The sequence below is a fragment of the Tundrisphaera lichenicola genome (genome assembly GCF_051175385.1).
Classification (GTDB): Bacteria; Planctomycetota; Planctomycetia; order Isosphaerales; family Isosphaeraceae; genus Tundrisphaera; species Tundrisphaera lichenicola.
The window spans coordinates 1073917-1099598 of the sequence record NZ_CP195106.1; the positions used below are offsets into that span (position 1 = coordinate 1073917).

The 25682-nt window shown below is 65.5% G+C and carries 1 protein-coding gene (running past one end of the window); it reads right to left on the bottom strand.

What is annotated here, in order from left to right:
• Positions 1-25682, bottom strand: the 3' portion of a protein-coding gene (locus P12x_RS04145) for a CARDB domain-containing protein (RefSeq protein WP_435009571.1). 2593 nt of this gene lie beyond the right edge of the window; the window shows 25682 of its 28275 coding nt (coding positions 2594-28275); the start codon falls outside the window, past its right edge — the gene reads right to left on this strand; the stop codon is at positions 1-3.

Below are 25682 nucleotides of genomic sequence, written 5' to 3' on the forward strand. Positions count from 1 at the left end.
TCAGAACAGCCGCCCTCGCTGGAGGTGGCACTTCGAGAGAACCTTCGACGACAATCCGGGCCTCCCGCATCTCACCGAGCCGAACTTCTTTGGCAGCTTGACCGGCGAAGGCTTCTCCCGTTCCGAGGTCTCGGGATCGTCGTCGGTCGCTCGCGACCCGACGAAGTCGTCCAGGCTGGAGCTGAGGTTGAGGCCAAGGACACCGGCCATGAACAGTCCCGCGATCGAGGCGGAGAGATCGTCACCATGAAGGGTAGGTATCACGACCTGGGCATCGGCCTCGGCTGGAGCTTCCCCATGGGAGAGGCTCGGCATCGAGGCCTGGCGGTCGAGCGACACCCGCACGCCGGACTCCCAATCGCGGTCGGTCTTGCCCTGGGCCGGTCGCATTAGGAGCGATCTCTCTTCTCGGAGATTGGCGTGTGTGTGGACCCCTAGCATCCGAGATGCGATGAGGCTGGAACCTTTCGTGACAGTCGAGGCGATTGCAGAGGATAATTCGACTTCATTGACCGCACCCGCGACGATCACGAGGCTGTCGTCACCACTAACCACGTCCAGTCGATTGTAGCCGTCTCGGACGGTCCTCACCCCGTTCTGGACTGGCAGGATTGGGGCTTTGGCCAGGAATTGGTCCGGGATGAGGCGGATGCCGGAATGGACCGAACTGGTATTGATCGCGTTGGTTTGACTGGCACTTTCGAGGTCTCCGAGACTGAAGTTCAACCCCAACCCATTCGTGATCACTGTCGAGAGGCCGACCTGGCCGGAGGTTGGGCTTCCCGAAGGCGAGGTTAGTCCGCCAGGGATCTCGACGGGAAGAAATCCCGATCCGAAGTCGGGGTTGGCATTGAAGAACCAGACGAAGCCGGCTGCTTCGGAGTTGACCAGGGTCTGACCCGAGCCGGCCAATCCAGTCTGGTTGCCGTGGAGATCGATTCCACTTAGCCAGGTGGAACCGAGGCGGCCGATCCCCATCGCATCGACGCCGGCGGAAGTCCATCGATTAGAGGTATTGGGACCGAGGAGGGAGAGCGGGACCGAGGTCGAGGGCGATCCGATCGCCGCGAAATTCGGCGAACTGGGGGTCGGTGCCAGTGGTTGGGAATGCGTGAGTGCGATGTTGTCGAGCAGGAAGATCTGAGCGAGTGAGAAGAAGGTTCCGAGCTTGATCTCGGGCTCGACGACCTCGAAAGTCAGGGTGTTTACGGTTCCCCGATAATGGCTGGGGATCGTCACCGAGCGTTTCAGGTTCGTGAAGAAGGAAGCCTCGAGGTCGACTGTCTGGATCAGGTCATCGCCGATGTAAACCCTGATCTTGGTGTTGGGATTGACCAGCAAGGTCGCGAAGACATCGAAGGAGATCGAGTCCTTATCGGTCGGGAAATACATCCGGTTGTGCGTGACCTTGTTGAGTTGCGCCAGGTTGATCTGCCGGGCGAAGTCGACCAGGAATGGACTTCCTACGGTCGAGAAGAGAGTTTTCAGGACCGACTCTCCGCTAAGTAGGAGCGAGTAATTGTTCTCCTTCCAAAGCACTTCCTTGAGGGTTGGGTCTTTCTCCACGAACTTCTTGATGGTATCGAGATCGAACTTGGCGACCTGCTTGAGACTCGCGTCGATAAAGTTCTGACGATATCTCTTCCAAAGTACGAACTCATCTGCCGTCAGGCCGAGGTCGCCGGGCTTGTAACTGTTGAGGTCGTCCTTGAAGAACTTTACGAACTGATCGAGCTTGGTGTCGAGGTAGCTGAAGAGGACCGTCTTTGCCCAGGAATCCACCGAGGTGGGGAGAATCAGCGCCGCGGTGACGTCGATCTTGTCATTCAGGAGGCTGAACCCTCCCCCACCATGGAACGACCAACCGGGTACCTCGTATGAGAATGGGAAGCGATTGCTCCGATAGAGTTCGTCAATCTTGTTAGAGCGGTAGAGGACGCCCGACTCGAAATTCCCATTAAACACCGTAGGGACGGCAACGATATCCTTGGCCGTCTCAGTGTTGTCGAAAGAGACGGATGTAGGATTCTGGGGCGTTGTCCACTGATCCGAGCCCCCACCCAGGTTGCTGGAAGCCCATCCCTGAAGGATACCCTCCCAGGTCGAGTCGGCGATTGACTGGCCCTCGGGCTGGTACCAGGGGTTGGGATTATTTGGGTCGAAGTCCTTGAATGGGGAATACAGCGAGGCCGATGTGAGGCCACCCGACGTGATGGACTGGACCTTGATGAAGGCGTTTAGCAGGTCGACGAACAGATTCGAATTGGCGTCGGCCTCGCGTCGGAATAGGGGATTGGAGCTATCACCCGGGACGTATTCGGTCGAGAGATTGGCGGTTCCGGCGTACCATTGCCAAACCCGGCTGTGCGTGCCCCCCCAACCGAACGGGAAGTTTAGCAGCCCCGCAAATAGTGAGACCTCGAAATCCTCCCGGGTGAAGCCGGCCCGCCCATCGAGCTCCGTGTTGACGGCGCCGGGGATGTCCCGCCCATTTGGGGTAAAGGTATATTTCTCCTGGATGCTAAGGCCATCGTTCCCCTGGGTCTGATAAAAATTGTCGGCGTACGCGATGTTGTTCCAGACCATGACGTTCGGATCTTTGAAGTCTGCATAAGAGATCGGATCGATCTTCACCCCCGCCTTCTTGACCAGATCTCGGAGCGTCTTCAAGGAATCATAGACCCGGACGGCGACCGGGGCCGTGGGCGGGAATAGCTGGAGGATACCGGCAGCCGTCTGGGCGATGTTCAGGAGTTGGTCGACCGGGACGTTCAGCGACTTTTGCTCGAAGTCGTGGGGATCGAGAGTGGTCATCTGGATTTCGGTCTTGCTGGGGAAGTAGGTCCCCAGACGTTGGATGATCTCGCTGTTGACAACCGTGCCCCGGCTGTGGCCGATGAAGTGCAGGGGCGAGGCCAACAGGGTTCCCCCGAGTTCCTGGTCAAGTGCCACAAAGGCGGCGAAGAAGGCATCGGCCGCGGCTTCGGAGAATCCGCTGTCACTGATATCCGATTCCACCGACCAGTCGGGGATGAGCACGAGTGCCTGGCCGCGGAAGTCTCCGGGGACCTTCCCCCTCTTCGTCGCATCGAGCCAGTGGCCGGTCGACTTTTCGTAGAGGAATACCCCACCGCCGCCCGCGGCGTCCACGATATACTGGCCGAGCGACTTGGCCCACGGTGGCGAGGTGGAGTTCCCGAAGGGGTCGAGCTGGAAGCCGTGAGTGATTACGGTCACCTCCTTGAACGGCCCGCTCAATTTGATCGGGTCGGTGGCGAAGCTGCCGGAGACCCGGGTGAAGCGTCCGTACTGATCGGTTGCCTCGATCCCCCAGTAATAGGTCTGGCCTGCGGTCAGCCTGCGGTCGTCCGGCAGGGTATAGGTGAAGACGTCTTCGGGGAGAGTCACGCCATTGACGATGCGGTTAGGATTGCCGTCCTCGCCGTCGAAGTCGCTCGGGAACAGCCCGCTTCCGGCCGGGAAGACGCTGACAAAAATCTTGCTGATCACCCCGCTGGCGCCGATAGGCTTCCAGGTAAATTCGGGAGTGGAATCGGGGGTCGAAGGGAATGGGCCGACCAGTCGGATGAAGCTGGCCGACTGCACCGCTACGCCTCCGATCCCTCCTCCGATAGCTATGGGTTCCTGACCCTTCCAGTAATTCTCGAAGCCGTAATTGTATTGAGGCGAGTTAGGATCGACTCGATAGGCGGCACGGACGTCGATGTTGAGGTTGCCGATACCGGTACCGACATTCCCGTCGAAGACATCATTGATCGCGAATCGGTCGAGCAAGTTGGACTTTCCGTCGACCGGGTCGGAAGGTGTAGGAATCGGGCTCTTGTCGACCGAGGTGGCCAGCTCTTCGAAGATGGCATCGATCGAGTAAACGAAGAGGGCTCCGTTACCCCTGGCGGTCGGGACGTTCTGGGTCACGAAGAGGAACTTCCCGTCGGGGGAGACGTCCAGGCCCAGAGGGAACGCCGCGGGCAGGGGGCGGGTCGCGGCCACCAGCTTCGGTCCGGTCACGCCAGGCAGGGGATTTCGGATCTGGCTGGCCGGCAAATTGAGTGGATTGTAGATGATCCCGATCGTGCTTCCGGCGTGGTACTTTCCTTGCTCGTACCTCATCCCGTGATTGCGACTTGGCGTGCCACCGACCAGGCCGACTCCGTCCACGTAGGTGAATCCGGTGTTCGATGGGATCGTGTAGCCCAGGACGAAGGCGTAGGCACCATCGGGAGTCATCACGATCTCCCGGGCGCTGTCGACATCGAAGGCGTCGTTGATCGATCCTAGGGCCAGGTGGATCGAGTGGCTGAAGACCCACTTGTCTCCGGTTCTCATCAGGACCCCGACGCCCTTGCTTTCGGGTCCGACGAAGTTGGTGAAGAGCATCCGGTCGGGCACGGGGGTGCTGGTCAAGCCATAAGGTAGCTGGTCGACCTCGATCCGCGACGTCGCGGCCTCGGGGTAGGATTTGGCCAGCAAGAACTTCCAGTAGTTCGCGCTCTTGGGATCGAGGTCGAATACGACGATCGATCCCTTATCCGACGGGTTGGCGTTGCTGTAAAGGTCCCGACGATTTGGGACCGCAGCGAAAAGAAACCGATCATCGGAGCTGAGAGCTACGCCTTGGAGGCCGAATTTGGCGCCGGTCACGGGGATCGTGGCGATTCGCTTGTGGAAGTCGATCGACGCCGGGTCCGTGTCGATGACGTAGATGGCGCCGAGGATCTCGTCGGTCACATAAAGCCGCCTGTCGCTCCGGTCCAGCGCCAGGTGCGAAGGGACTGCCCCGGGTGGCAGGAAGATTTCGAATGCAATCTCGTTCGGTCCGACTGGCTGATTCTTATCCAGCAAGTATTGCTTGACCGGTTGCTGGGCGATCGCGTCGAGCACCAGGATCCTGCCGCCGGCTCGATCGGTGATGTAGGCTCGAGTGTTATCCGCCGTGGCGGCGATCATCCGTGGGGTGCTGAATCCGTTGAAATAGACCTCCCGGGCGATCTTGTAATCTTCCGGGTGGTCGGTCGTCACGTCGTCGGTAGGATCGGTGGGATCGTCGCTGCGGAGATCGATGATTGCTACAGAGCCTTTGGACCGCTCGGCGACGAAGGCCATCCCGCCCTCGGCCGGTACCTCAAGCCGGTTGCTCACCCGGCGTTCGAGGATCGTTCCCGAGCGATCTTTGATCACGCGGGTCACGAGGATCTTGGACAGCCCCAGAATGATTGTGTCGGGGACCTTCACTCGCAATGAGCCGGGCGTCAGGTCGGCCATCGCGACAGTCACCGTCGCGTCGCGGGCGCCCCGGACCTCGATGAATGGCTTACCGTAGCTGTCGTTCAGATCGGTGTCCTGCTCGCCCATGATGAAGGAGACGAGCACCGTGTCATTCACAGCGTTGGAGTCGGTAAAGTAGTCGCCCTCGATCTCGAGATAGGGATCCTGGCCGTTGGGATGGTCGAGCGACACGGAACGAAGGATCGGTAGGCGCTTGTCGGGCGGGTCGTTGAGGACCCGGGCCGTGTAAGTATTGATGGCCGCGTCATTCACCAGGATCGGCATGTCGTAATAGCGGTTCGACCGGCCGGCCAGCGGGACCTCGACCAGCTTCATTGGGCGGAAGCCGACCACCGCACTGATGGTGAATCCGTAGTACTCGTTGAGATAGGCCCCCACCCCCACCCCGTTCGCCAGGGTCTCGATCGCGATTAGGGCTGCGTCGACCGGATTGCCCAGGATGAATTCGACCGTCGCACGGACCTGTCGGACGATCCCCTTGGCCCGCATGGCGGCGATCACCCCGGTCCTGAGCAGGCCGGTATACGGAGGTGAGGTCGTGCGAGCAAATCCATCTTCCCCGACCACAGCCGTCTCGGACTCGATCCAGACCGGCAGGCTCGACCCATTCGGCCCGGTGATCGAGTCGGCCCGATACAGATAGATGATCGTGCCCACTGGTGTTCCGACCGGCACTCGGAAAGCGAGCTGGACCGGCTGTCCGAGCGGGACATCGCCCAAGTTCAGATTATAGGCGGCGGCGAAGTCCATGAAGTCGGGCAGGGCGAAGGGAAGCTGTCCCGCCGTCATCGGCGTTATGCCGATCGTCGTTGGAGTCCCGAGGGCCCCGGACGGAACCTGCAAGATCGCTCCATCCGAGGCCGAGATTACACCCCCTTCCGTCCCCAGCACCACCGGCCCGACACGCGGGGACTCGACCTTGACGGGGATCAAGAATTCTGCGAATCCGTTGATGACCGTCACTGTCGTCTGGCCGACTCCCACGGCGTGGATCACTCCATCGGCGGAGACAGTGGCGACCTTGGTGTTGCCGGTGTAATAAATGGTCCCCTGATCCGGCGCTTCGAGTCCCTCGGTCGGGTCGAATATCCCGGCCAGGATCCGTCGGATACCCGATTCGGGGAGGGAGACTGCGTGGGGGTAGACGTCCAACCCGAAGATCTGGAGTAGTCGCTTACTAAAGTCCGTGGGAGTCCCGATCCCGACTGCCGTGGCGGCCTGGATCCCCTTGGCCGAAACAATTATGACCGCCGCGCCGTCTCCGGTCGCGAGGATCACTCCGCTTGCCGAGACCGAGGCGACCGCTCCGTCGGAACTGGTGAAGGTGACATACGAGGCCGATAGCGGGACGCCCTCCTGATCTGCGAAGTCGCCGATAATTTGGAGCTTGGTCGACTCGCCGGAATCCAGTCGGGGCATTCGGGACGAGAAGTCCAGGCGGATCAGCGGCGCGGCACTGACGTTGATCTGGATGGTCTGGGTCGGCGAGTAGCCCCAGCCGTCATCGGCGACGACCTGGAAGCTTGCCGGCCCGCTGTAGCCCGGGGTCGGGGTGAAGGTGACGGTGAGGCCGTCGGCCCCGAGTGTGGCGGTCCCGTGCTCGGAGGTCACGATCCGGAAGTAGATCGGGTCGTCCTCGGGGTCGGTTGCCAGAGTCTCCAGGCTGGTCGAGACCGCGAGGTCTACGTGGGTCAGGAGTGCCGCCGGGTTGATCGTTGGCGGGAGGTTGGCGGCGAAGCCGAGATTCGAGGCGAGGTTCTGGACGTCGGCGGTGGTGATCGTCCCATCTCGGTCGGTGTCGGCGGCGATCAGGTAGCCGGGCTGGCCGGCGGACTTGCCGAACGCCGAATTCAGGAGCTGGGCGTCCAGGCCGTCGACCTTGAGGTCGCCGTTGACGTCGCCCACCACCGAGACCGAGAGGGAATAGGCCCCGGAGGCCGCCGCGGTCGCACCGGCGACATCGAGCTGGAACAGGCCCTCGCGGTCGACCAGGAAGAGGGCGAAGGTCGTCGAGGCCGTCGTGTTCTGCGAGAGGGGCGTCAGGCCGGCGATCCGGGGAAGGGCGGGCTGGAAGTTGCTCCCGGTGGCCGCCCGGATCTCGACCGCGATCAGGACGCGTTCGGAGGCCGTCGCGAGACGCTCGGAGGGCCTCAGGCCGAGGGCATATCGGTCGATCTTCCCGGCGGCGAGGTTGCCCGACGCCGGTGCGGCGAGGTACTGGCCGGTCCCGCCGAGGTTGCCCTGGAGCGGCAGGATAGCGGTCGCCGATGGGCCATAGACGACGACCTTGCTGGTCGAGGCCGTCGGAGTGACGGCGAGGGTCAGTCGGCCCAGACCCCCGGATTCGTAGCCGTACCGGCTGGCATGGCCGCTCTGGGTGTTCCGGGCGGAGGCCAGCCGCCCCAGGTCGTCGTAATCGTAGGCGAGCCGAGTTCCGTCAGGGGCGATGATGGTGGAAATTCGCCCGGCGGCGTCGCGGACGAACTGGATGGTCGAGCCATTCGGCCCGACGATCCCGCTATCGCGAACGATCAGGGTCCGACCGTCGGGCTGGACTCTTTCCAGGAGTTGACCCGTGGCATCGAGCCGGCTGACCGTGCCGTCGGGGGCCGTCAACTGGTAGGGCGACCCGGCGAATTCCTTGCTGGCCGGGTTGTAGGGCCGGGCGGTGAGGAGGTCATAAAGCCGATCGCCGCTCAGGGTCAGTCGGGCTCCCGGCGAGGTCAATGTGTAGGGATTTCCGGCATCGGCCTTGAAGGCGGGGGTGTAATAGGTGAGGCCCGACACCTGCTGCTTGGTCGGTGCGAAGGTGAACCCCAGCCGTCGGCCGTCCGGCAACGTCAGGTAGACCCGAGATCCGACCCGGAAGGGCTCGTAGACCCCCAGGGTCTCGCGGCCGGTGGCGGGGACGCTGGTCGTCAGGTCGTAATCGACCGTGGCCAGACGCCAGCCCGGCCCGAACGCGCCGGTGCGGTCGGTCGTCAGCGAGTCGTAGTCGCGGACCAGGGCCACGGACAGGCCGTCGAGATTGACGATCAGGTCGGTTTCCTGCTGGGAGAACCGGGTCGGCTTGGAGGCCGAGAACGCCTCGACCTGGATCTCGGCGCGGCTGGTCCGGCCGGAGATGTCGGTCGCGGTCAACCGGAGCCGATACCAGCCGTCGGTCAGGGTGGCGGGGTCGAGTTGGGCCAGCGTGCCGCCGCTGAGGGTCGAAGATCCCGCGGCAAGCCTGAGGAACGAGTCGCTCCCGAGCGGGGCCAGCTCCAGGGTCCAGGAGTCGAGGTTCAGGTCGGCCACCGACCCGACGAGGTTCGTGGCGGCCACCAGCCGAGCGTTGGTGAGGGTCGAGGAGAACGAGACGACCGGAGCCAGGTCGTCGGCGGGGTCGCGGACCTTGAGCACGGAGATGGCCCGACCCTCGAACCCATCGGCGTCGGTGGCGATTGCCTCGATGATCCGGCGACCGGGCGACCCGGCGATGATCTCGGCGCGGCCCTGTGAGTCGAGGATCACGGGCAGGCCGTCGATCGTGACGCGGAGCCCGGCGATCTCGGCCAGTCCCCCGGCGATCGCGTGGATCAGGACCTTCTGGCCGGGGACGACCGGGAAGCTCGGAGTCAATTCGACCGCCACGACCGGCGGCTCGGGCACGATCGCAGCCCTCAGGACGACGGTCTTCGAGACGGCGGCTTCGCCATCGCTCGCGGTGAATTTCACGAAGGCATCGCCGGCCTGGCCAGGCCCGGGTCGCCAGAGGAAGTGTCCGTTCGACGGATCGAGCGTGGCACCCTGGGGTAGCCCCTCCGCCGTGTATCGGAAGGTTGTGTTCCAGTCCGGGTCGGTCGCGACCAAGGTGAAATCCAGGAGTTCCCCGAGCGCGACCTGGTGATTCGAGACCGAGAGCGAGGGGCCACGGTTGACGTTGTCGATGGCCAGGCGGACGTCGGCCGAGGCGGTCAGGCCGTCGGGATCCCGGACCTTGAAGGTCAGGACGTAATTCCCCGACTGCTCGAATCCGGGAGTCCACGTGAACTGCCCGGTCCGGGCGTCGAATTTCGCTCCGGTCGGGAGGGGCGAAACCAGGCTGTAGAGCAGGAGGTCGCCGTCGATGTCGCCCGAGGATAGGGTGAACTGGAGAGGAACGCCTTCGCGACCGGACTGAGGGGCCAGCGGCACGATCGTGGGGGCCTGGTTGAGGTTGGCGACCGTGACCGTGATGGTCTCGGCATCGGCGAGGTTGCCGTCGGTCGCGGAGAAGACCAGTCCCGCATAGGTCCCGGCCTGGAAGAGGTTGGGCGTCCAGCTGAACTGTCCGGTGGCCGGGTCGAAGGATGCGCCCGCCGGGAGCGAAGCGACCCGATAGGTCGGGGTGTCTCCGTCGGGATCGGTCGCGGAGAGGGAGAAGCTGAGCGTCTGGCCCTCGTTGATGGTCTTCGAGCCGATTGCGGCCAGGACCGGGGCGGCGTTCGTGGCTCGGGCCACGAGCCGGAAGGTCCGCTGAGCCGATAGGCTCTGCGACGCATCACCGTTGCCGCTATCGGTCACCCGCACGGTGACCGTCACGGCCCCGGCTGCTGTGGGGGTCCAGACGATCTCGGCCTGACCATAGATGGTCGAGGGAACGATGCTCGCGCCGGTGGGGAGGCCCGTGGCGGTGAAAGTCAGCGCGTCTTCGTCGAAGTCGAAGGCGGAAAGCGGCAGGTGGAGCGTCTGGCCGACGACGGCCACGGTGTTCCCGATGTAATCCAGGCGGGGCGGGTCGTTGGGCGAGATGACGGATACGACGAAGCTGGTCTCGCTCGTGTGGACGGCCCAGGCCCCGTCCTGGTTTCCGTCGTCGGTCACGAAGACGGTGATCGTGTGGTTGCCCCGGTCGCCGGGCCCGGGTTTGAAGACGAACGTGGCGGTCCCGTCGCCGTTGTCCTGGAACGAGGCGAAGTTCGGGATCGGGTATCCGGGGAGCCCGGTGGCCTCCAGCCGGATCGGGTCGCCATCGGGGTCGGTCGCCTGGACCGTGAGGCTGAACTGGTCACCTCGGTCGAGGCTCAGGTTCTCGATCGCGGTGATGACCGGCGGTCGGTTGGTATTCTTGACCGTGATGGTGGCCGAGGTCCTGACGGTGATCGGCGTGCCGGTGCCGTCGCCGTCATCGGTCGCGGTGAAGATGACCACGAACGTCCCGGCCTGGGTATAGCCTGGGAGCCATGAGAATGTGGCGGTCATGGGATCGAAGGTCGCACCGTCGGGCAGTCCCGAGGCGGAGTACGTGACGGTCGGCGCCATGTCGTCCAGGGGGCTCAAATCGCCGTTGGCCAGCCGGTCCTGGATGACGAAGGTAGGATTGTCGGGGTCGAAGGCGAAGGAGCGGAAGACGAGCGCCTGCCCTTCCTGGACCTCCCATCGGCTGAGGTCGTCGAACTCGGGGGCTGCGTTGACATTCAGGACGGTGAGATGAATGGTCTTCGCGGTCGTGCTGACGCCGTCGGAGACCTGGATTGGGATGTCGTACTCGCCATGCTGGATGAACAGGGGAGTCCACTCGAACAGGCCGGTGAAGGGATCGAGCGTGGCTCCGCCGGGCAGGAGGCTGCTGGAGTAGACCAGCGGATCGCCCTCGGGGTCCTCGGCCCGGATCGTGAACCGGACGGGGTCCCCTTCGCGGATCGTCCGGTCGGCCGGCCGGATCAGGTTGGGGGCCTGATTCGCGGGGCTGACGAGGATGGTGAAGCTTCGAGAGACCTGGTGCAGTCCGTCGCTGACGACCAGTCGAACATCCTCGTAAGTGCCCGCCGCGTTGAAGCCGGGGGTCCAGCTCAGGCTCTTCCTGGTCGAGTCGTAGACCGCGCCCGGGGGGAGGTTCTCGGCCCAGGAGATGAGCGGATCCCCCTCGGGGTCCTCGGCCTGGACGGGCACTTCGAGCTTCTGGCCCTCGGTGATCGTCACGACGGGCCCGATCGCCGCGAGGGTCGGCGGGGCATTCGTGCCCGTCACGTTGATCGTGAACTCCTGCGAGCCACGACCCCCTCGCGTGTCATACACATGCAGGATGACCGACGCCAGGGAAGGGCTTGACGTGGTGGGAGCCCAGCTCAGGAGGCCCGTCTTGGCGTCGACGGTCATCCCGGCCGGCCCCTGGATCAGCAGGAATCCCAGGCCAACGCCGTCTGGATCGTGGGCCGCGGCCTGGTAACGGTAGCCGACACCTGCACTGGCCGTGGTGATCGGCGAGGAGTCGAAGACGGGGGCCTGGTTCGGATACGGCATCGCCAGCAGGGCGGGCTTGAAGCTCAGCCGGTTGCCGGTCGGGTTGTAGATCGTAAGGGTCCGCGCCGCTGTGGTCTGGCCGGGGCGGAGTGTGCCACCGATCGCGGCATCGGAGAGATCGAGCCAGTAGGTCTTGTCGTCGAGATTATATCGGGCGTTCCTGAGCTGGGCGTCGGACGGGCTGAGCCCGTCCAGTCGGAGGACGAACGGGCCGATCAGGTCGTACGTGGAGGTGTTGGTCACCGTCACGTCATACGAGATCGTGCCGGCGGCCGCGTCGGCCCGCGTGTTGCCCAGTCGGACCTTCACCAGCGCGGTGAAATCGGAGATCGCCGAGAAGTGGACCTCGTAGGGATCGGCCAGGGCCAGCCCATTGGTGCCCTGGACGGTCGCGGCAACCTTCAGCGTGTACCGGTCCGGCGCCAGGGATTCCACGCTCAGGGCCACCGTCCTGGTCGCACGGTCGTAGGCCACGCCTCGAATCTTGATGACGCCCGAGATCTCTCCTGCGAGCATGTACTGATCCGGGTTCAGGACCGAGGTCGCGTCGGTCGCCGGGCCGGCGAACATGTCGCTGTCGAAGGTCACGGTGATCGAGCCCAGTGGTGTGGCGACCACGGCATCCGGCGCGGGATTGGTGGCTGCCACTCGCGGGGCGATGGCCGGGCTCAGGACATCCACCTGGTGCGACTGGCTGAGCAGGATCCGACCATCGGCGGTGGTCCGGACGATGTCGCCTCGGGTGCCATTCCGGCCGATCGTGATCGTCTTCAAGGTGGCCAGGTCGACCATGACCAGGTCGCCGCCCGAGCCCGGCTGGGCCCCGGCGTTGTTGCTGACGAAGAGAAGTCCGTCGAGCAGGCTTCCCTTCTGGCCGAAGGCGATCGAGTCGACCGGTGTGTCGAATGAGAGCATCCGCTCGGGTCGTCCACGATGGTCGAAGCGGACGACACTCCCCCGGCTCGGCCAGGTGGCTCCCCAGAGGGTCCCATCCGGGGCGAAGGCGAGGTTCCCCACCCGGACGTCCGAGAAGTGCGCGAAGGTCAGCGAGACCGGGTCGAAAATCTCGATGCCTTTTCCGGACGAGACATAGATCTTGCCGGTGGCGGATTCGATCGCCAGGGCCTGGGTGAGCCCGTCGCCGTACTGTCCGAGCACCGCGCCGGTGGCCGGATCGAGCCGGAGCAGGGGGCCTCCGCCGGTGGTGGCCCAGAGGCCACCGAAGGAATCCAGGGCCAGATCGAAGATCGGGAAGTCGAGCGACGCCAGGGGCGTCCCGACCGTGCCTCCGGCCGCCGTGAGCCGGTAGAGTTGGTTGCGTCCGGCTCCCCCGCTGACGATCACCGAGCGATCGGGCAAGCTGACGATCGCCATCGGCCCGATATTGGCGTGGCTTTGTGCGATCCCGGTGGCGAAGGATTGGCCGGCGAACGGGCGGAGGACCTGGGCGAACTCGCTCGGGCGGTTCGGGCTCGGGGCCGAGGGGATGGCCTCCTGGGCCTCGATGAACAGGGGGTTGGTCGAGGGGGACGGGCTGGGCTCGGCGACCGGCCCGAGGTCTTCCTCGGTGGTTTCCGGGACGCTGGGCAGGCCGCCGAGGCTCACGCTCGACCCGTCGTCGGGGGCCTGGACGCCAGCTCCGGGCTGCTCGCGGTTGCCCGCGAGATCGGTCGCCAGGGCCAGGAATCGATAGGTGTGGCCGGTCTGGGCGGCGTAGACTCCCGAAGTCAGGGAGGTCTGCCGGAGCCAGATCTTGTAATCGCCCCCGTCCTCGGAGACGTAGACGGTCACATGCTTCACGCCCGAGCCGCCGACGTCGTCCGTCGGCGACCAGCTGACGAGCAAGTCGGAGCTTCCCGCCCCCAGGGTGCTCACCTTAAGGGTCGTCGAGGGAGCCAGTCCGTCGATCGTGGAGACGATCTCGTCGGTATCCTGCGGGGGCGCGTTGTTGAAGAGGACGCGGGCGGTCGAGCGGATCTTGGTGCCGGTGGCGACCCCTTCGACCGGCTTGATGGAGAAGCCGACGAAGCCGCTGCCGAGCCCCTGGGCGTTGTTCGGCGGCAGGAGTCCCTTGGCGGGGTCCTGGATCACTTCGCCGGTCTCGGGGTCGATCGCCTGCAAGAGCCAGGTGGCGGTGTTCGAGAAGACGTCCAGCCCGGCGCTGACGCGGAGGATGAACCCCTTGGACTTCGCGAAGTTGAAATCCCCCTGGAAGATCCCGCGGCCGCTCGGGATATGCACCTGGATGTCGCCGATCCGGATGTCGCCCAGCCGGAAGGAACGCGGGTCGAGGTTGTCGTCCAGTTTCTGGACGATCCGCACCTCGCCGGCGGCCGAGGCGGCCGTGGTCGGGTTCTCGAACGAGATCGTGTAGGGCAGCGCCTGGCCGACCGGGATGAACTGCTGGGGGCCCTGGCCGGTCGGCCCCGTGATCGACACATTCCGGGTCGAGGAGCCCGGCAGGTTGAAGAACTGCGCGAAGTCGGGCGGGGGCGGCTTGGGGATGTCGCGTTCGAAGGTGATGTCGCCGAACGGCACGTAGATGTTGAATGCTTCAAACGCCGTGCCCGCCGACTGGTGGAGGTCGTAGCCGTCGCGGGATGGGGCCGGCACGATCGTCGGATCATTGCCCGCGCCCGGGGCCGTGATCGAAGGATCATTGCCGTACCAGCGGCGGACCTGCTCCCAGAAGGTTAGCAGGTTGCCATCCGAGACGATCTGGTCGCCCGCCGGGCCCAGGAGCATCCCGGACGCCAGGGTCGCCACCAGGCTCACCAGCTTGGGGTCCTGCCGGATTGGGGGGGCCTGATCCTCGGGGCGGAGGATCCCGGCGTCTTCCAGGGCGGCCAGGTAGAGGTCGGCCCAGGTCGTGGCGTCGGAGGCGAGGACCGAGAGGCCCTGGCTGGCGGTGGAATCGGCGAGGACCTGGATCCGGAGCTTCTCGGCCTCCTGTCGCTGGAAGGCGACGAACTCGGCGCGGGTCATGGGCGTGGCCGCGGCGAGGATGTGGAACTGGAAGGCGATCTCCTCCGGCGTGTCGGCGAACTGCTTGAGGAAGTCGGGGTCTTTCTCCAGGAGGGCGGCCAGTCCCGGATAGGTCTGGGCGTTGAAGGTCAAACCGGCGTAGCCCTGCGAGTAGAGATCGTAGGCGAAGCCCGGAGCGAGGTCCTCGCCGGTGGTGTTGACCGTCGATTCCAGGCTCGCCCAGGGGAGGTTGTCCAGGCCCCCCAGGTCGGGCTGGCCCCTGAGGTTATTGAAGAAGTCGAGATAGCGGAGGTTCAGGTGAGGGTTCACTCCCAGCTCGGGCACGCCGAACTGGAAATAGACGTAGGGCTGGTCGACGTTGGTGAGGTTCTCCAGCGAGAACCCGTAAGTGCCGGTCGCGCCGGGGGCGAGGATCCGGGGCCCGCCCAGCCCGACCCGGACCTCGGGCTCGAGCGCGGTCTCGACCAGGTAGCGATAGGGGATGATGGCCGATTCGCCGCCGGGATTGATCACCTTCACGTCGTAGAGGCCGTGGGGGGCGTCGCGGAGGTCGAAGGTGGCGATGATCCTGGTGCTATCGATCACCTGATAGCTGGAGGGCTCATACTCGGCGAAGCCCGGGCGGACCAGCTTGACGATCGCCTGGGGGTCGAACTGGGCCCCTCGGATGGTGGTGGTGACCCATCGGCTATCCCCCCCGGCATCGGGCGTGACCGAGGTGATGGCCAGCGGCACGAGCTGGGCCAGGATTGTCGTCGGCGTGGCGGCGGAGGGCTCGGAGTGGCCACGGACCAGGATGTAATAGACGCCCGGCTGAGTCCTGGGGATGACGGCCACCTGGTCGGGGGCGAGCGGCCCTTCGTAGGAGGCGTCGTAGACGATCCCGGTGGGTACGTCGCCGTACCGGATGAACAGCTCATTGGCGGCGCCGATGGCCGAGCTGTCGAGCGCGATTCGGAGCGTCCGACCCTGATCGACGGTGACCTGGTAGAGCTTCTCCTGCCCGGAACTGAGCGTCAGGGCCAGCGGGACGTCGAGCTGGAGTTCCTCGACGGTCACCCGGAGGACGCTCGGGGAGGCGGTCCGATTGTTGGCCTCGTCGGGACCTTCGAAGACCTCGTTCAGGATGTCGGGCCGGACGATCACGCGGTATTGGCCGGGGCGGGCCGGCGGCAGGTTGACGGTGAGGGTCGAGCTGTACGATTCGCCGGTCGCTAGGGTCCCCGAGTGGACCACCCGGCCCAGGGGGGTGTCGCCGATGTCCCAGGTCGCGTCCTCGGAGAGGTAGACGGCGTCGGTCCACGATCCCTCGGCAGGGTTCTTGCCGAGGTTGGCCACGGACCATTCGATCGAGACCGGCTCGCCCGATCGTCCGGTGGCCGGGATGCTGATCTCCCCGACTTGCAGGTCCGAGGGAGGGGGCAGGTTGATGATCATCGGCTGGGGCGAGGGGGTGGCGTTGTTCCCCTCCTTGTCCAGCTCGAAGACCTGGCCGCGGGCCCGGTACTGGGGCGGGTCGGTGATCACGAATACGTAGAACGGGCCGGACAGGTCGCGTGGGACTCTCAAGGTCTGGGAGATCGTGTAGCTCGCACCGGAGGCGAGTCCGCCCTGATGAGCGACCGCCCCCATGTAGCGGTCGGCCTGGAGGTCGAGGAACGCGTCGCGCGACAGATAAATGTAGTCATCCCACGACGACTGGAGGGCGGGCGTGTCGCCAGGGCCGGAATTGATGACGGTGTAGGACAGGTCGAAGGACTGTCCGGCGATCACCTGCGTGGGGACGACCACCTGCGAGACTCGCAGGTCGGGAGGCGGGGTGAGCGTGATCGGAAGGGAACTCGACGTGACGTTGTTCCCCTCATCCTGGAATTCCTGGACCCTTGCCATCGTCCGGAATTCGGCGCCGCTGTACTCGTACCTCAGATAAGGATCGGCCGGGGGCAGCGAGCCGTCGAGATTCGAATCGACGAACACGAGGATGTAGAACGACCCCTGGATGCCGTCGGGCAACGCCACGTCGATCGAGCGATTGTATGACTCGCCGATCGCGAGCACTGCTCCTCCGGGCGACCCGTACGACGAGCCGCCCAGCAACTGGTCGCCGAAGTCGAGCGAGGGGTCGAGTGACAGGTAGACCCGGTCGACCCAGGAGTTCTCCCGGGTGTCGCGGGTCCCGATGTTCGAGACGGTCCAGCCGACGCGGATGGTCTGGCCGGACTTGGGGGTCGTGTTGGGGACGCTGAGGTTGGTGACCTTGAGGTCGGGCTCGCGGTAGACGACCGGGATCGGCTTGGTGGACAGGTTGTTCGAGGGGTCCTCGTATCCGTGGGTCGTGAAGTATTGCCGGCTGGCGCCGTTGATCCCGAAGTTTGCCGACAGGGCGGCATTCACGTCGGTGATGATATGAATGAAGTACTCTCCGCCGATCCCTCGGGGGAGCGTGACTTCCTCAGTCCTGGTGTAGCGCCCGCCGGCGGCCAGGGCCGGGGAATTGCCCTGGACGAACGATCCGAGGCCGATGGCCCGATCTGCGATGAATTCCGGGTCGGGGGAGATGAAAACCTGGTCGGTCCAGTATCGGGTGCCGTCCCAGGCCGCGGCCCCGTCGTTGACGACGGTCCAGGAGATCACGGCCTTCTCGCCAGAGAAGTTGCCCTGGGGTACGGTGATCGACTCCACCCGGAGATTGGCCGGGGCGAGCGGGACGACCGAGGTTAATCCGGCGGTCGTGTTGTTGTTGGCATAGGGGCCTTCCCAGGCTCCCAGGCCGGTCCGGACCAGGACGAACAGGCCGGCGATCTCGGGGGTGAGCGCGAAGCTGGCCTGGGCGCTATAAGACTGGTCGGGCCCGAGCGCGCCGGTGTGGACGATGCCGGGGTAGTCGGTCAGCCGCCACTGCTTCGCGCCGGGTGCATCGAGAGTCGGCTTGTCGGAAAGGTAAAGCTCGTCGTACCAGGAGTCCTGGAGCGTCGCGCCGGCCCCCTGATTCTTGACGGTCCAGCTGACGTTGAACGTCGAGCCTCCCACGGCGCCCGCCTGCGGCTGGACGACCGAGACGACCAGGTCGGGCGGCGGGAGCACCAGGATGGTGATCGGCCGGGCCTTGTAGTTGTTATTGTCGGTCTCGTTCGGGTCGTCGGAGTTCAGGACGTTGGAGAAGGTGTCCTCGAGGACCACGTCGTAGGCGTCGGCCCAGGGGGTGATGTACCACTGGCCCGAGAGGGCGACCTGGACGCCATTCTCGTCGGTGATCGTCTCGGGCAGGCTCACCCGTGCCGAGGTCTCATACTTCGCCCCGACGGCCAGCCCCCCATAATGGGTGGAGCTGCTGAGCAGGATGCCCCCCTCTTTGAACGGGTTGAACCTGCGGGCCCGGGGCTCCTTCTTGTCGGGCATCAGCCAGAGGGTGTCGGTCCAGACGTCCTGATCGGTGGTGTTGGCACCCAGGTTGGTGACGGTGTAGCGGACGTCGATCGAGGAGCCGTTGAATGCTTGATTCGGGGCCACGACGTCGCCCGGGCCGATGACCAGGTCCGAAGGGGGCAGGGGCTCCACGAAGACCGGCCGGACGATCGTGTTGTTGCCGTCGTTGGGGAACTCGTCGACCCCGTTGCCGCCATCGGTCTGGACGATCACGAAGGCGCTCCCCCGGATCCTCTTGGACACGACCAAACTGGCCGTCCGGGTCACGTAGGCCTCGCCGGCTCCCAACGCCGCGCCGTTCTCGAAGTAGCCGATCAGGACATCGTCGCCTGAGATCTTGTCGTCGAGCGACAGGTAGACGTAATCGGTCCATCGAGGCGTGGTGGTGGCCACCGTCCCCTGGTTCTTCACCGTGAACTCGACGGCGATCGTACCCCCGGCCTGGACACGGTCGGGCGCGGTGATCGAGGTGACCTGGAGGTCCGGATGCGGTGCCAGCGTCACCTGGATGGTGGCGTCGTCGGCGACCAGATTGTTCCCGGAGGCCCCATGCTCGTAGAGCGAGTTGCTGGAATTGGTCCGGACGTAGACGCGGTAGACCCCCTGGATATTGGAGGGGAGGGTGAATTGCTCGCTCCGGGAGTATGACTTCCCGGCTTCCAGCCCGCTGTTGTACGAGAAACTTCCCAGCGGGATCACCTGCGAACCGTCGGTCGTTCGGAGCTCGATCGCGTCCGACCAGGACCCCAGGGCCGCGCCTGGCCCGAGGTTCCGGACCGACCAGGTCACGTCGATCTTGGTGCCCGAGACGGCCTGGAGCGGGGCCACGATGTCGGCGACCGTCAGGTCCGGCGGCGGTGTGAGGGTCACGCCAAACGGGTTGGAGACCTTCGAATTGTTGTTGGTGTAGATGAATTCGTAGGGGCCGGACGTGCTCACCACGAGGTAATAGGTGCCCGAGATCCCCTCGGGCAGGGTGACATCCACCTCGCGAGTGTAGGAGGCCCCCACCGAGAGGTGGCCCTGATGGCTGAAGGTGCCGAGATACTGGGCGCTGGAGCCATCGGCCTGGGTCGAAAGGTAGACGGCATCGAACCAGTCGGGCACGTCGGTCAGGCCGATCCCCCGATTCGTCACGGTCCAGGAGACGTGGACGGGACGCCCGCTTGAGGCGTCGGGGCCGGCCGTGACCGAGGGGATGACCAGGTCCGCGTAGGGCTTCGGGGTCACGTCGAAGACGCCCGGGGCGCGGTCCGCGTTGTTCCCCTCGAAGTCGAACTCATCCACCTCGTTATCAACGTCGGCCTTGACGTAGAGGAACCCGTGGAACAGGAAGCCTGCGGGTAGGCGGAAGTTCTCGCTTCGGGAGTAGGACCCTCCGACCGCCAAGGCCCCGGTGTGAGGGATCCGGGCGACGACCCGGTCGTCACCATTGCCGACGATCTGGTCGGTCGAAGCGATGATGGTGTCGGTCCAGCTGGTCGAGGTCCCGGTGCCGGTCCCCCGATTGGTCACCGTCCAATCGACCGTGATCCGGGCCGGATCGCCAACGGTCAGCGTGGGCGCCACGACATTCGAGACGGTCAGGTCGGCGTAGGGGGCCTTCGCGATCCTCAGCGACGTCGAGCCGACATTGTTGGCCTCCGATCCGTTCTCCAGGATTCGATCTCCGGCGTCGGTCCGGATGATCAGGTAATATGTCCCGGATAGGTCGATCGACGGGAGGCTGACCGTGGCCTGGACCTCGTACGAGCCGCCGGTCGCGAGGTCGGTCGACCGGGACCGCTCGATCAGAAGGCTGTCCTGCGCGTCGAGCGTCGCGTCGGTCGAGAGGTAGAGACGATCCACCCAGGGAGCGAGGGCCGAGGCGGTCCCGGCATTATTCACCGACCATCGGACCGTGATCGGGGTTCCCACCACGGCGGTGTCGGGTCGGCTGGCGATCTGAGCGGCCAGATCCGGGTGGCCGATGACCAGCAGGGTCGAGGAGGAGGTGGTGTTGTTCCCTTCGTCGAGATCCTCGAAAACCTCGCCGGCAGCGTCGGTGACGACCAGGATCGTGTAAGACCCGTCGGCCAGGGCCGGCAGGGTCACGTCGGCGGAGGCCGAGTAGGAGGCCGAGACGTTCAGGGGTCCCGAATGGCGGACCGAGGCCAGGAGCGTCGCGCCCGCGAGCGTCCCCCCGGCCGAAGCATAGACCCGGTCCTCCCACGACCCATCGGCCGATCCGGTCCCGTCGTTCTTGACCGTCCAGCCGATCCGGACGACCTGGCCCTCCTGGCCCAGGGCCGGGTTGGTCACGGTGGCAACATGCAGATCCGGCGGGATCAGCGTGATCTGGAAGGCATCGACGGTCCGGCCGGTGTTATTTGCCTCGTAACGATATTCGCCGACCAGGTTGGCCGAGTCGGTCATGACGAAAACGTGGTACTGGCCGGAGATCCCCTCGGGCAGCGTGATCGTGGTCGAACCGTCATAGCTCGCCCCGACCGCCAGCCCCCCCGCGTGGGTCACGAGGGCCAGTTCCAGGTCGCCCGAGTCGAGCACGTCATCCGAGGAGAGGACCACGCGATCCGTCCACGACGTCGGGTTGGCCGCGGCGATCCCCTGGTTCTTCACCCGCCAGGTCAGGGTGATCGGCTTCCCGCTCCTGGCGTTCGAGGGGGCCGTCACGGTGTTGACGATCAGGTCGGCGAACGGGCTCGGGGCGACCTCGATGGCCCGGGACGTCGAGACGTTGTTCGATTCGTTGGAGCCCTCGACCACGGCATTGGTCACGTCGGTGGCCACGAACAAGGAATAATCGCCGGAGAGGTTGCCCGGCAGGGTCACCTGACGATTTTCCGTGTAGGAGGCCCCGGCGGCGAGTGCTCCCTGGTGATCGAATTCGGCGACAGTCACGTCGTCGTCGTTGCCGAAGACGCCGTCTCGGCTGAGGACCACTCGATCGGTCCACCGGGTCACCGCGCCGGTGGATTCGCCCTGGTTCTTCACCGTCCAGCTCAGCGAAGCCTGGGCCGGGTTGCCGATGAGCAGGCCCGTCGGGGCGGCGAAGGTCGTCACCACGAGGTCGGAATCGGCCAGCCTCTGGGCGGTGAACTCCAGGGTCTTCGTGTTGTTCGACTCGGCCGCGGCATGACTCCCGGCCCCGTACTCGAAGAACCGGTCCCCGGAATCGGTCGTGATCCGGACCGTGTAGACGCGGCCCAGCGTGAGCTGGACCGAGGCACCGCCGATTCGGGTCGCACCCACGGCGAGGTCGGTCGACACGTCGAAGATCTGGTCGTACACGACGTAGTTGCCGACCTTGTCGGTGACGGTGACCCGCTCCTGATAGCCCCCGGAGGCCGCGAGGGTCCCCCGGTTTGCGGTCTGCCAGGAGATCGGGACGAGTCCTCCGGCGTCGGCGCCCGAGGCTCCCACCGAGTCGACCACGAGATCGGGGTAAGGGGACCGGGTCACGTGGAAGGTCGTCGATGAAGACCGGGAATTGTCGCGCTCGTCGAAGAATTCATTCACTTCGTTCAGGGCGTCGGCGGCGATGATCAGGTAATAGTCGCCGTCGATCCCGTCGGGGAGCGTCGCGTCGATCGTCGCGGTGTAGGAACCGTCAACGTTGAGGACCCCCGTGTGTCGGAAGAGGCCGATGGGCACGTCATCGGAATCTCCCAGCACGTTATTGAGCGAGAGCACGGCGCGGTCGGACCAGGCATTTACCTGGGTGGCCAGCAGGCCGGAGTTCCGGACCGTGTAAGTGAACCGAACGACTCCCCCGCTCTTGAGGTTCGTGGCCGTCGGCGGGACGACCCCGGTGACCTGAAGGTTCGGGACGGTGGCCGGCCCCGAAGGCCCGACCTGGACGTCGAGCGCGTAGAGGTCTCGGAGCCCTCCCGATGAGTCTCGACCCCAGACGACCGCGTAGAACACTCCTCGATAGGGGATTCGGACCGAGAGCAGGTCGTCGAAAGGAACCTGCCCAAGGTCCTCGACGAGATAACCGTTCGCGGCGTCATAGAGGCTGATGCTGGGCAGGAATACGCTGCCCGACGGCTGCCGGATCGCCAGCCTCACCGTCTGCCCCGCGTCGATCGTGCCCAGGTTGAAGTAATCCAGGTCGCCCGCCCGCGAGATCGCACCGACGACGCTGCCTAGCTGCGAGGTGCCGAACGTCGTGAGTTTGACCCGGAACGCCGACGACAGCGAATCCCCCGTTTCCGAGGCGAGTTGGAGCGGCGGAGTTGCCGCCGTCAGGGTCATCCGATACTCGCCGGTGTAGCCGTAGTACTGGGAGACGCGGATGGAGTAGGTCCCGTCACTGGGCAGCACCAACGACCCCTGGTTCTGGCCGTTGTAGGAGAAGTAGGTGCCGATGGCGAATCCGCTGGGCGAGTAGATCTGGTAGTACAAACCGGATGCCTGGGGATTTCCCGGGTTCTCGGTGGCGAAGTTGAGGGCCTGGCCGGCGACCCCGGTGAAGCTCCAGTAATCCACCCCGGCACTATCGCCCAGCGAGCCTCGGACCGCGCCGGTGAACAGCCCGGTGAGGACTTCCGCTAGAACGAACGGGGTGGCTTGCTGGGAAGTGTTATTGGGCTCGACTTCGCTTGCATATCCCGGCAGTTCGGCGATCTGGAAGGTCCGGGAGAAGGCCGAAGCCAGCGGGTTGCCCACCTGGTCGGTGGCGCCGGTCGCCACGGACAAACGGTAACGGCCTGGTGGGAGCGGTCCCCCCTCGATCGAGAACTGATACGAAGTGACATCCGAGTCATTGAGGACCAGGGGGAAGATCAGGTCGTCCGCATTACCGAAGACGCCATCGGCTCCGATGCCTCGAAGCTCGAGGGCCGAGGTCAGGGTATCGCCGTCCATCATTTCGCTGAAATGGATCGTCAGCGATGAGATCAGGCCGGTCGACGACCCGCCCTCGGCCGGCAGATCCAGGTCGACGACCCGGGGCGCGATCTGATCGGTGATCTTGATCCCGAGCAAGTAGGCGGACAGCAGATTCGTCGCCCCTCCGGAGTCCTCGACGGTGAGAGAGTAGGCCCCACCGCCTCCGGCCGGGATGGTATAAGAAAATGTGGTGTCGCCGGCGTTCGAACTGGCTACCGCCACCCCATCGCGAATCAAGGTCATTACGGGGATCAGGCCACTCAGCGAAGGCTTGCTGAAGTTGAGCGTGATGACCTGGCTGGCGGTCAACTGGCCCAGATCATAGCTGTTCTGATCGCCCAAACTGCTGATCGCGTCGGCAACCCGAGCGGAGAGCGTTTTGGTGCTGGGATCGGGGGTCAGCGAGAACGTCCCTCCGGAAACGATCGGGGCATCGCCGAGCAAGACGCGGAGGCGGTACTCTCCGGTATAACCGTAATATTGCGAAACAGCGATGATGTAGGTGCCGGAGGCGGGCAGCTCGAAAGATCCTCGATTCTGACCGTTGTAGGATTCGAAGCTATCCAGATAGGTTCCGTTGGGGCCATAGATCTCGTACTGGAGCCCTGAGGCCTGGGGGTTTCCCGGGTTCTCGGTGGCGAAGTTGAGGGCCTGTCCGGCGACGCCGGCGAAGCTCCAGTAGTCGACGCCTGCGGGGTCGTCGAGTGCCCCGCGTCCGGCGGCCAGTGCGACCCCGGCGGGCCCGCTGACCAGTGGCAGTGGGGTGGCGGTGGCCTGGGAGTCGTTGGGCTCGACCTCGTTGACGAAGCCGGCCAGCGAGGTGACGCGGAAGGTCCGGGCGAAGGCGGCGGCCAGGGGGTTGCCGACCCGGTCGGTCACGCCGGCCCCCACGTCCAGGCGATATCGCCCGGCGGGCAGGGCGGCGGCGACGGCGAGCGTGGCGGTCGTGCTCCCGTCGTACGATCGGAGGGTCATCGGGACGTTGACGTCGTCGGCGGTGCCGAAGGCGTCGTCGGCGCCGGCCCGGGTCAGCGAGGCCCCGGCGATGGAGGCCGGGTCGATGGGCTCGCTGAAGGTGATCGAGAAGCTGGCCAGGTAGGCCGAGGTGGTGCCGGCCTCGGCGGGCAGGCTGGTGGCGAGCAGCCGGGGGGCGACGGGGTCGGCGACCCGGATGCCCAGCCGGTAGACGGCCAGCAGGCCGGGGTTGCCGCCCTGGTCGGCGATCGAGACCGAATAGGAGCCGGCGTCGGTGGTGGTGAAGCTGAGCGAGGCGGCCCCGGCGGTGGAGGTGGCGACGGCCAGCCCATCGCGGAGGATGGTCATGACGGCCGAGAGCCCGCTGCTGGCGGGCTTTGCCAGGGTGAGCTGGATGGACTGCCCGACGTCGAGGCCGCCGAGGGGGTAGGCGTCCTGCTGCCCGGCGGCGGTGATGGCGCCCGCGACGGAGGCGTTGAGGGTCTTGGTGGCGGGGTCGGGTGCCAGTGCGAATCCGGGGGTGGAGATACCCTCGACCTGGACGGGGGAGTCGGTAAGGAGTACTCGCAGTCGGTACTCTCCGGTGTAGCCGTAGTACTGGGAGACGCGGATGGAGTAGGTGCCGGAGGCGGTGAGCCGGAATGATCCCTGGTTCTGGCCGTTGTAGGCGGTGAAGCTGCTGAGGAAGGATCCGTTGGGCGAGTCGAGCTGGTAGTAGAGTCCGGAGGCCTGGGGGTTTCCCGGGTTCTCGGTGGCGAAGTTGAGGGCCTGTCCGGCGACGCCGGCGAAGCTCCAGTAGTCGACGCCTGCGGGGTCGTCGAGTGCCCCGCGTCCGGCGGCCAGTGCGACCCCGGCGGGCCCGCTGACCAGTGGCAGTGGGGTGGCGGTGGCCTGGGAGTCGTTGGGCTCGACCTCGTTGACGAAGCCGGCCAGCGAGGTGACGCGGAAGGTCCGGGCGAAGGCGGCGGCCAGGGGGTTGCCGACCCGGTCGGTCACGCCGGCCCCCACGTCCAGGCGATATCGCCCGGCGGGCAGGGCGGCGGCGACGGCGAGCGTGGCGGTCGTGCTCCCGTCGTACGATCGGAGGGTCATCGGGACGTTGACGTCGTCGGCGGTGCCGAAGGCGTCGTCGGCGCCGGCCCGGGTCAGCGAGGCCCCGGCGATGGAGGCCGGGTCGATGGGCTCGCTGAAGGTGATCGAGAAGCTGGCCAGGTAGGCCGAGGTGGTGCCGGCCTCGGCGGGCAGGCTGGTGGCGAGCAGCCGGGGGGCGACGGGGTCGGCGACCCGGATGCCCAGCCGGTAGACGGCCAGCAGGCCGGGGTTGCCGCCCTGGTCGGCGATCGAGACCGAATAGGAGCCGGCGTCGGTGGTGGTGAAGCTGAGCGAGGCGGCCCCGGCGGTGGAGGTGGCGACGGCCAGCCCATCGCGGAGGATGGTCATGACGGCCGAGAGCCCGCTGCTGGCGGGCTTTGCCAGGGTGAGCTGGATGGACTGCCCGACGTCGAGGCCGCCGAGGGGGTAGGCGTCCTGCTGCCCGGCGGCGGTGATGGCGCCCGCGACGGAGGCGTTGAGGGTCTTGGTGGCGGGGTCGGGTGCCAGTGCGAATCCGGGGGTGGAGATACCCTCGACCTGGACGGGGGAGTCGGTAAGGAGTACTCGCAGTCGGTACTCTCCGGTGTAGCCGTAGTACTGGGAGACGCGGATGGAGTAGGTGCCGGAGGCGGTGAGCCGGAATGATCCCTGGTTCTGGCCGTTGTAGGCGGTGAAGCTGCTGAGGAAGGATCCGTTGGGCGAGTCGAGCTGGTAGTAGAGTCCGGAGGCCTGGGGGTTTC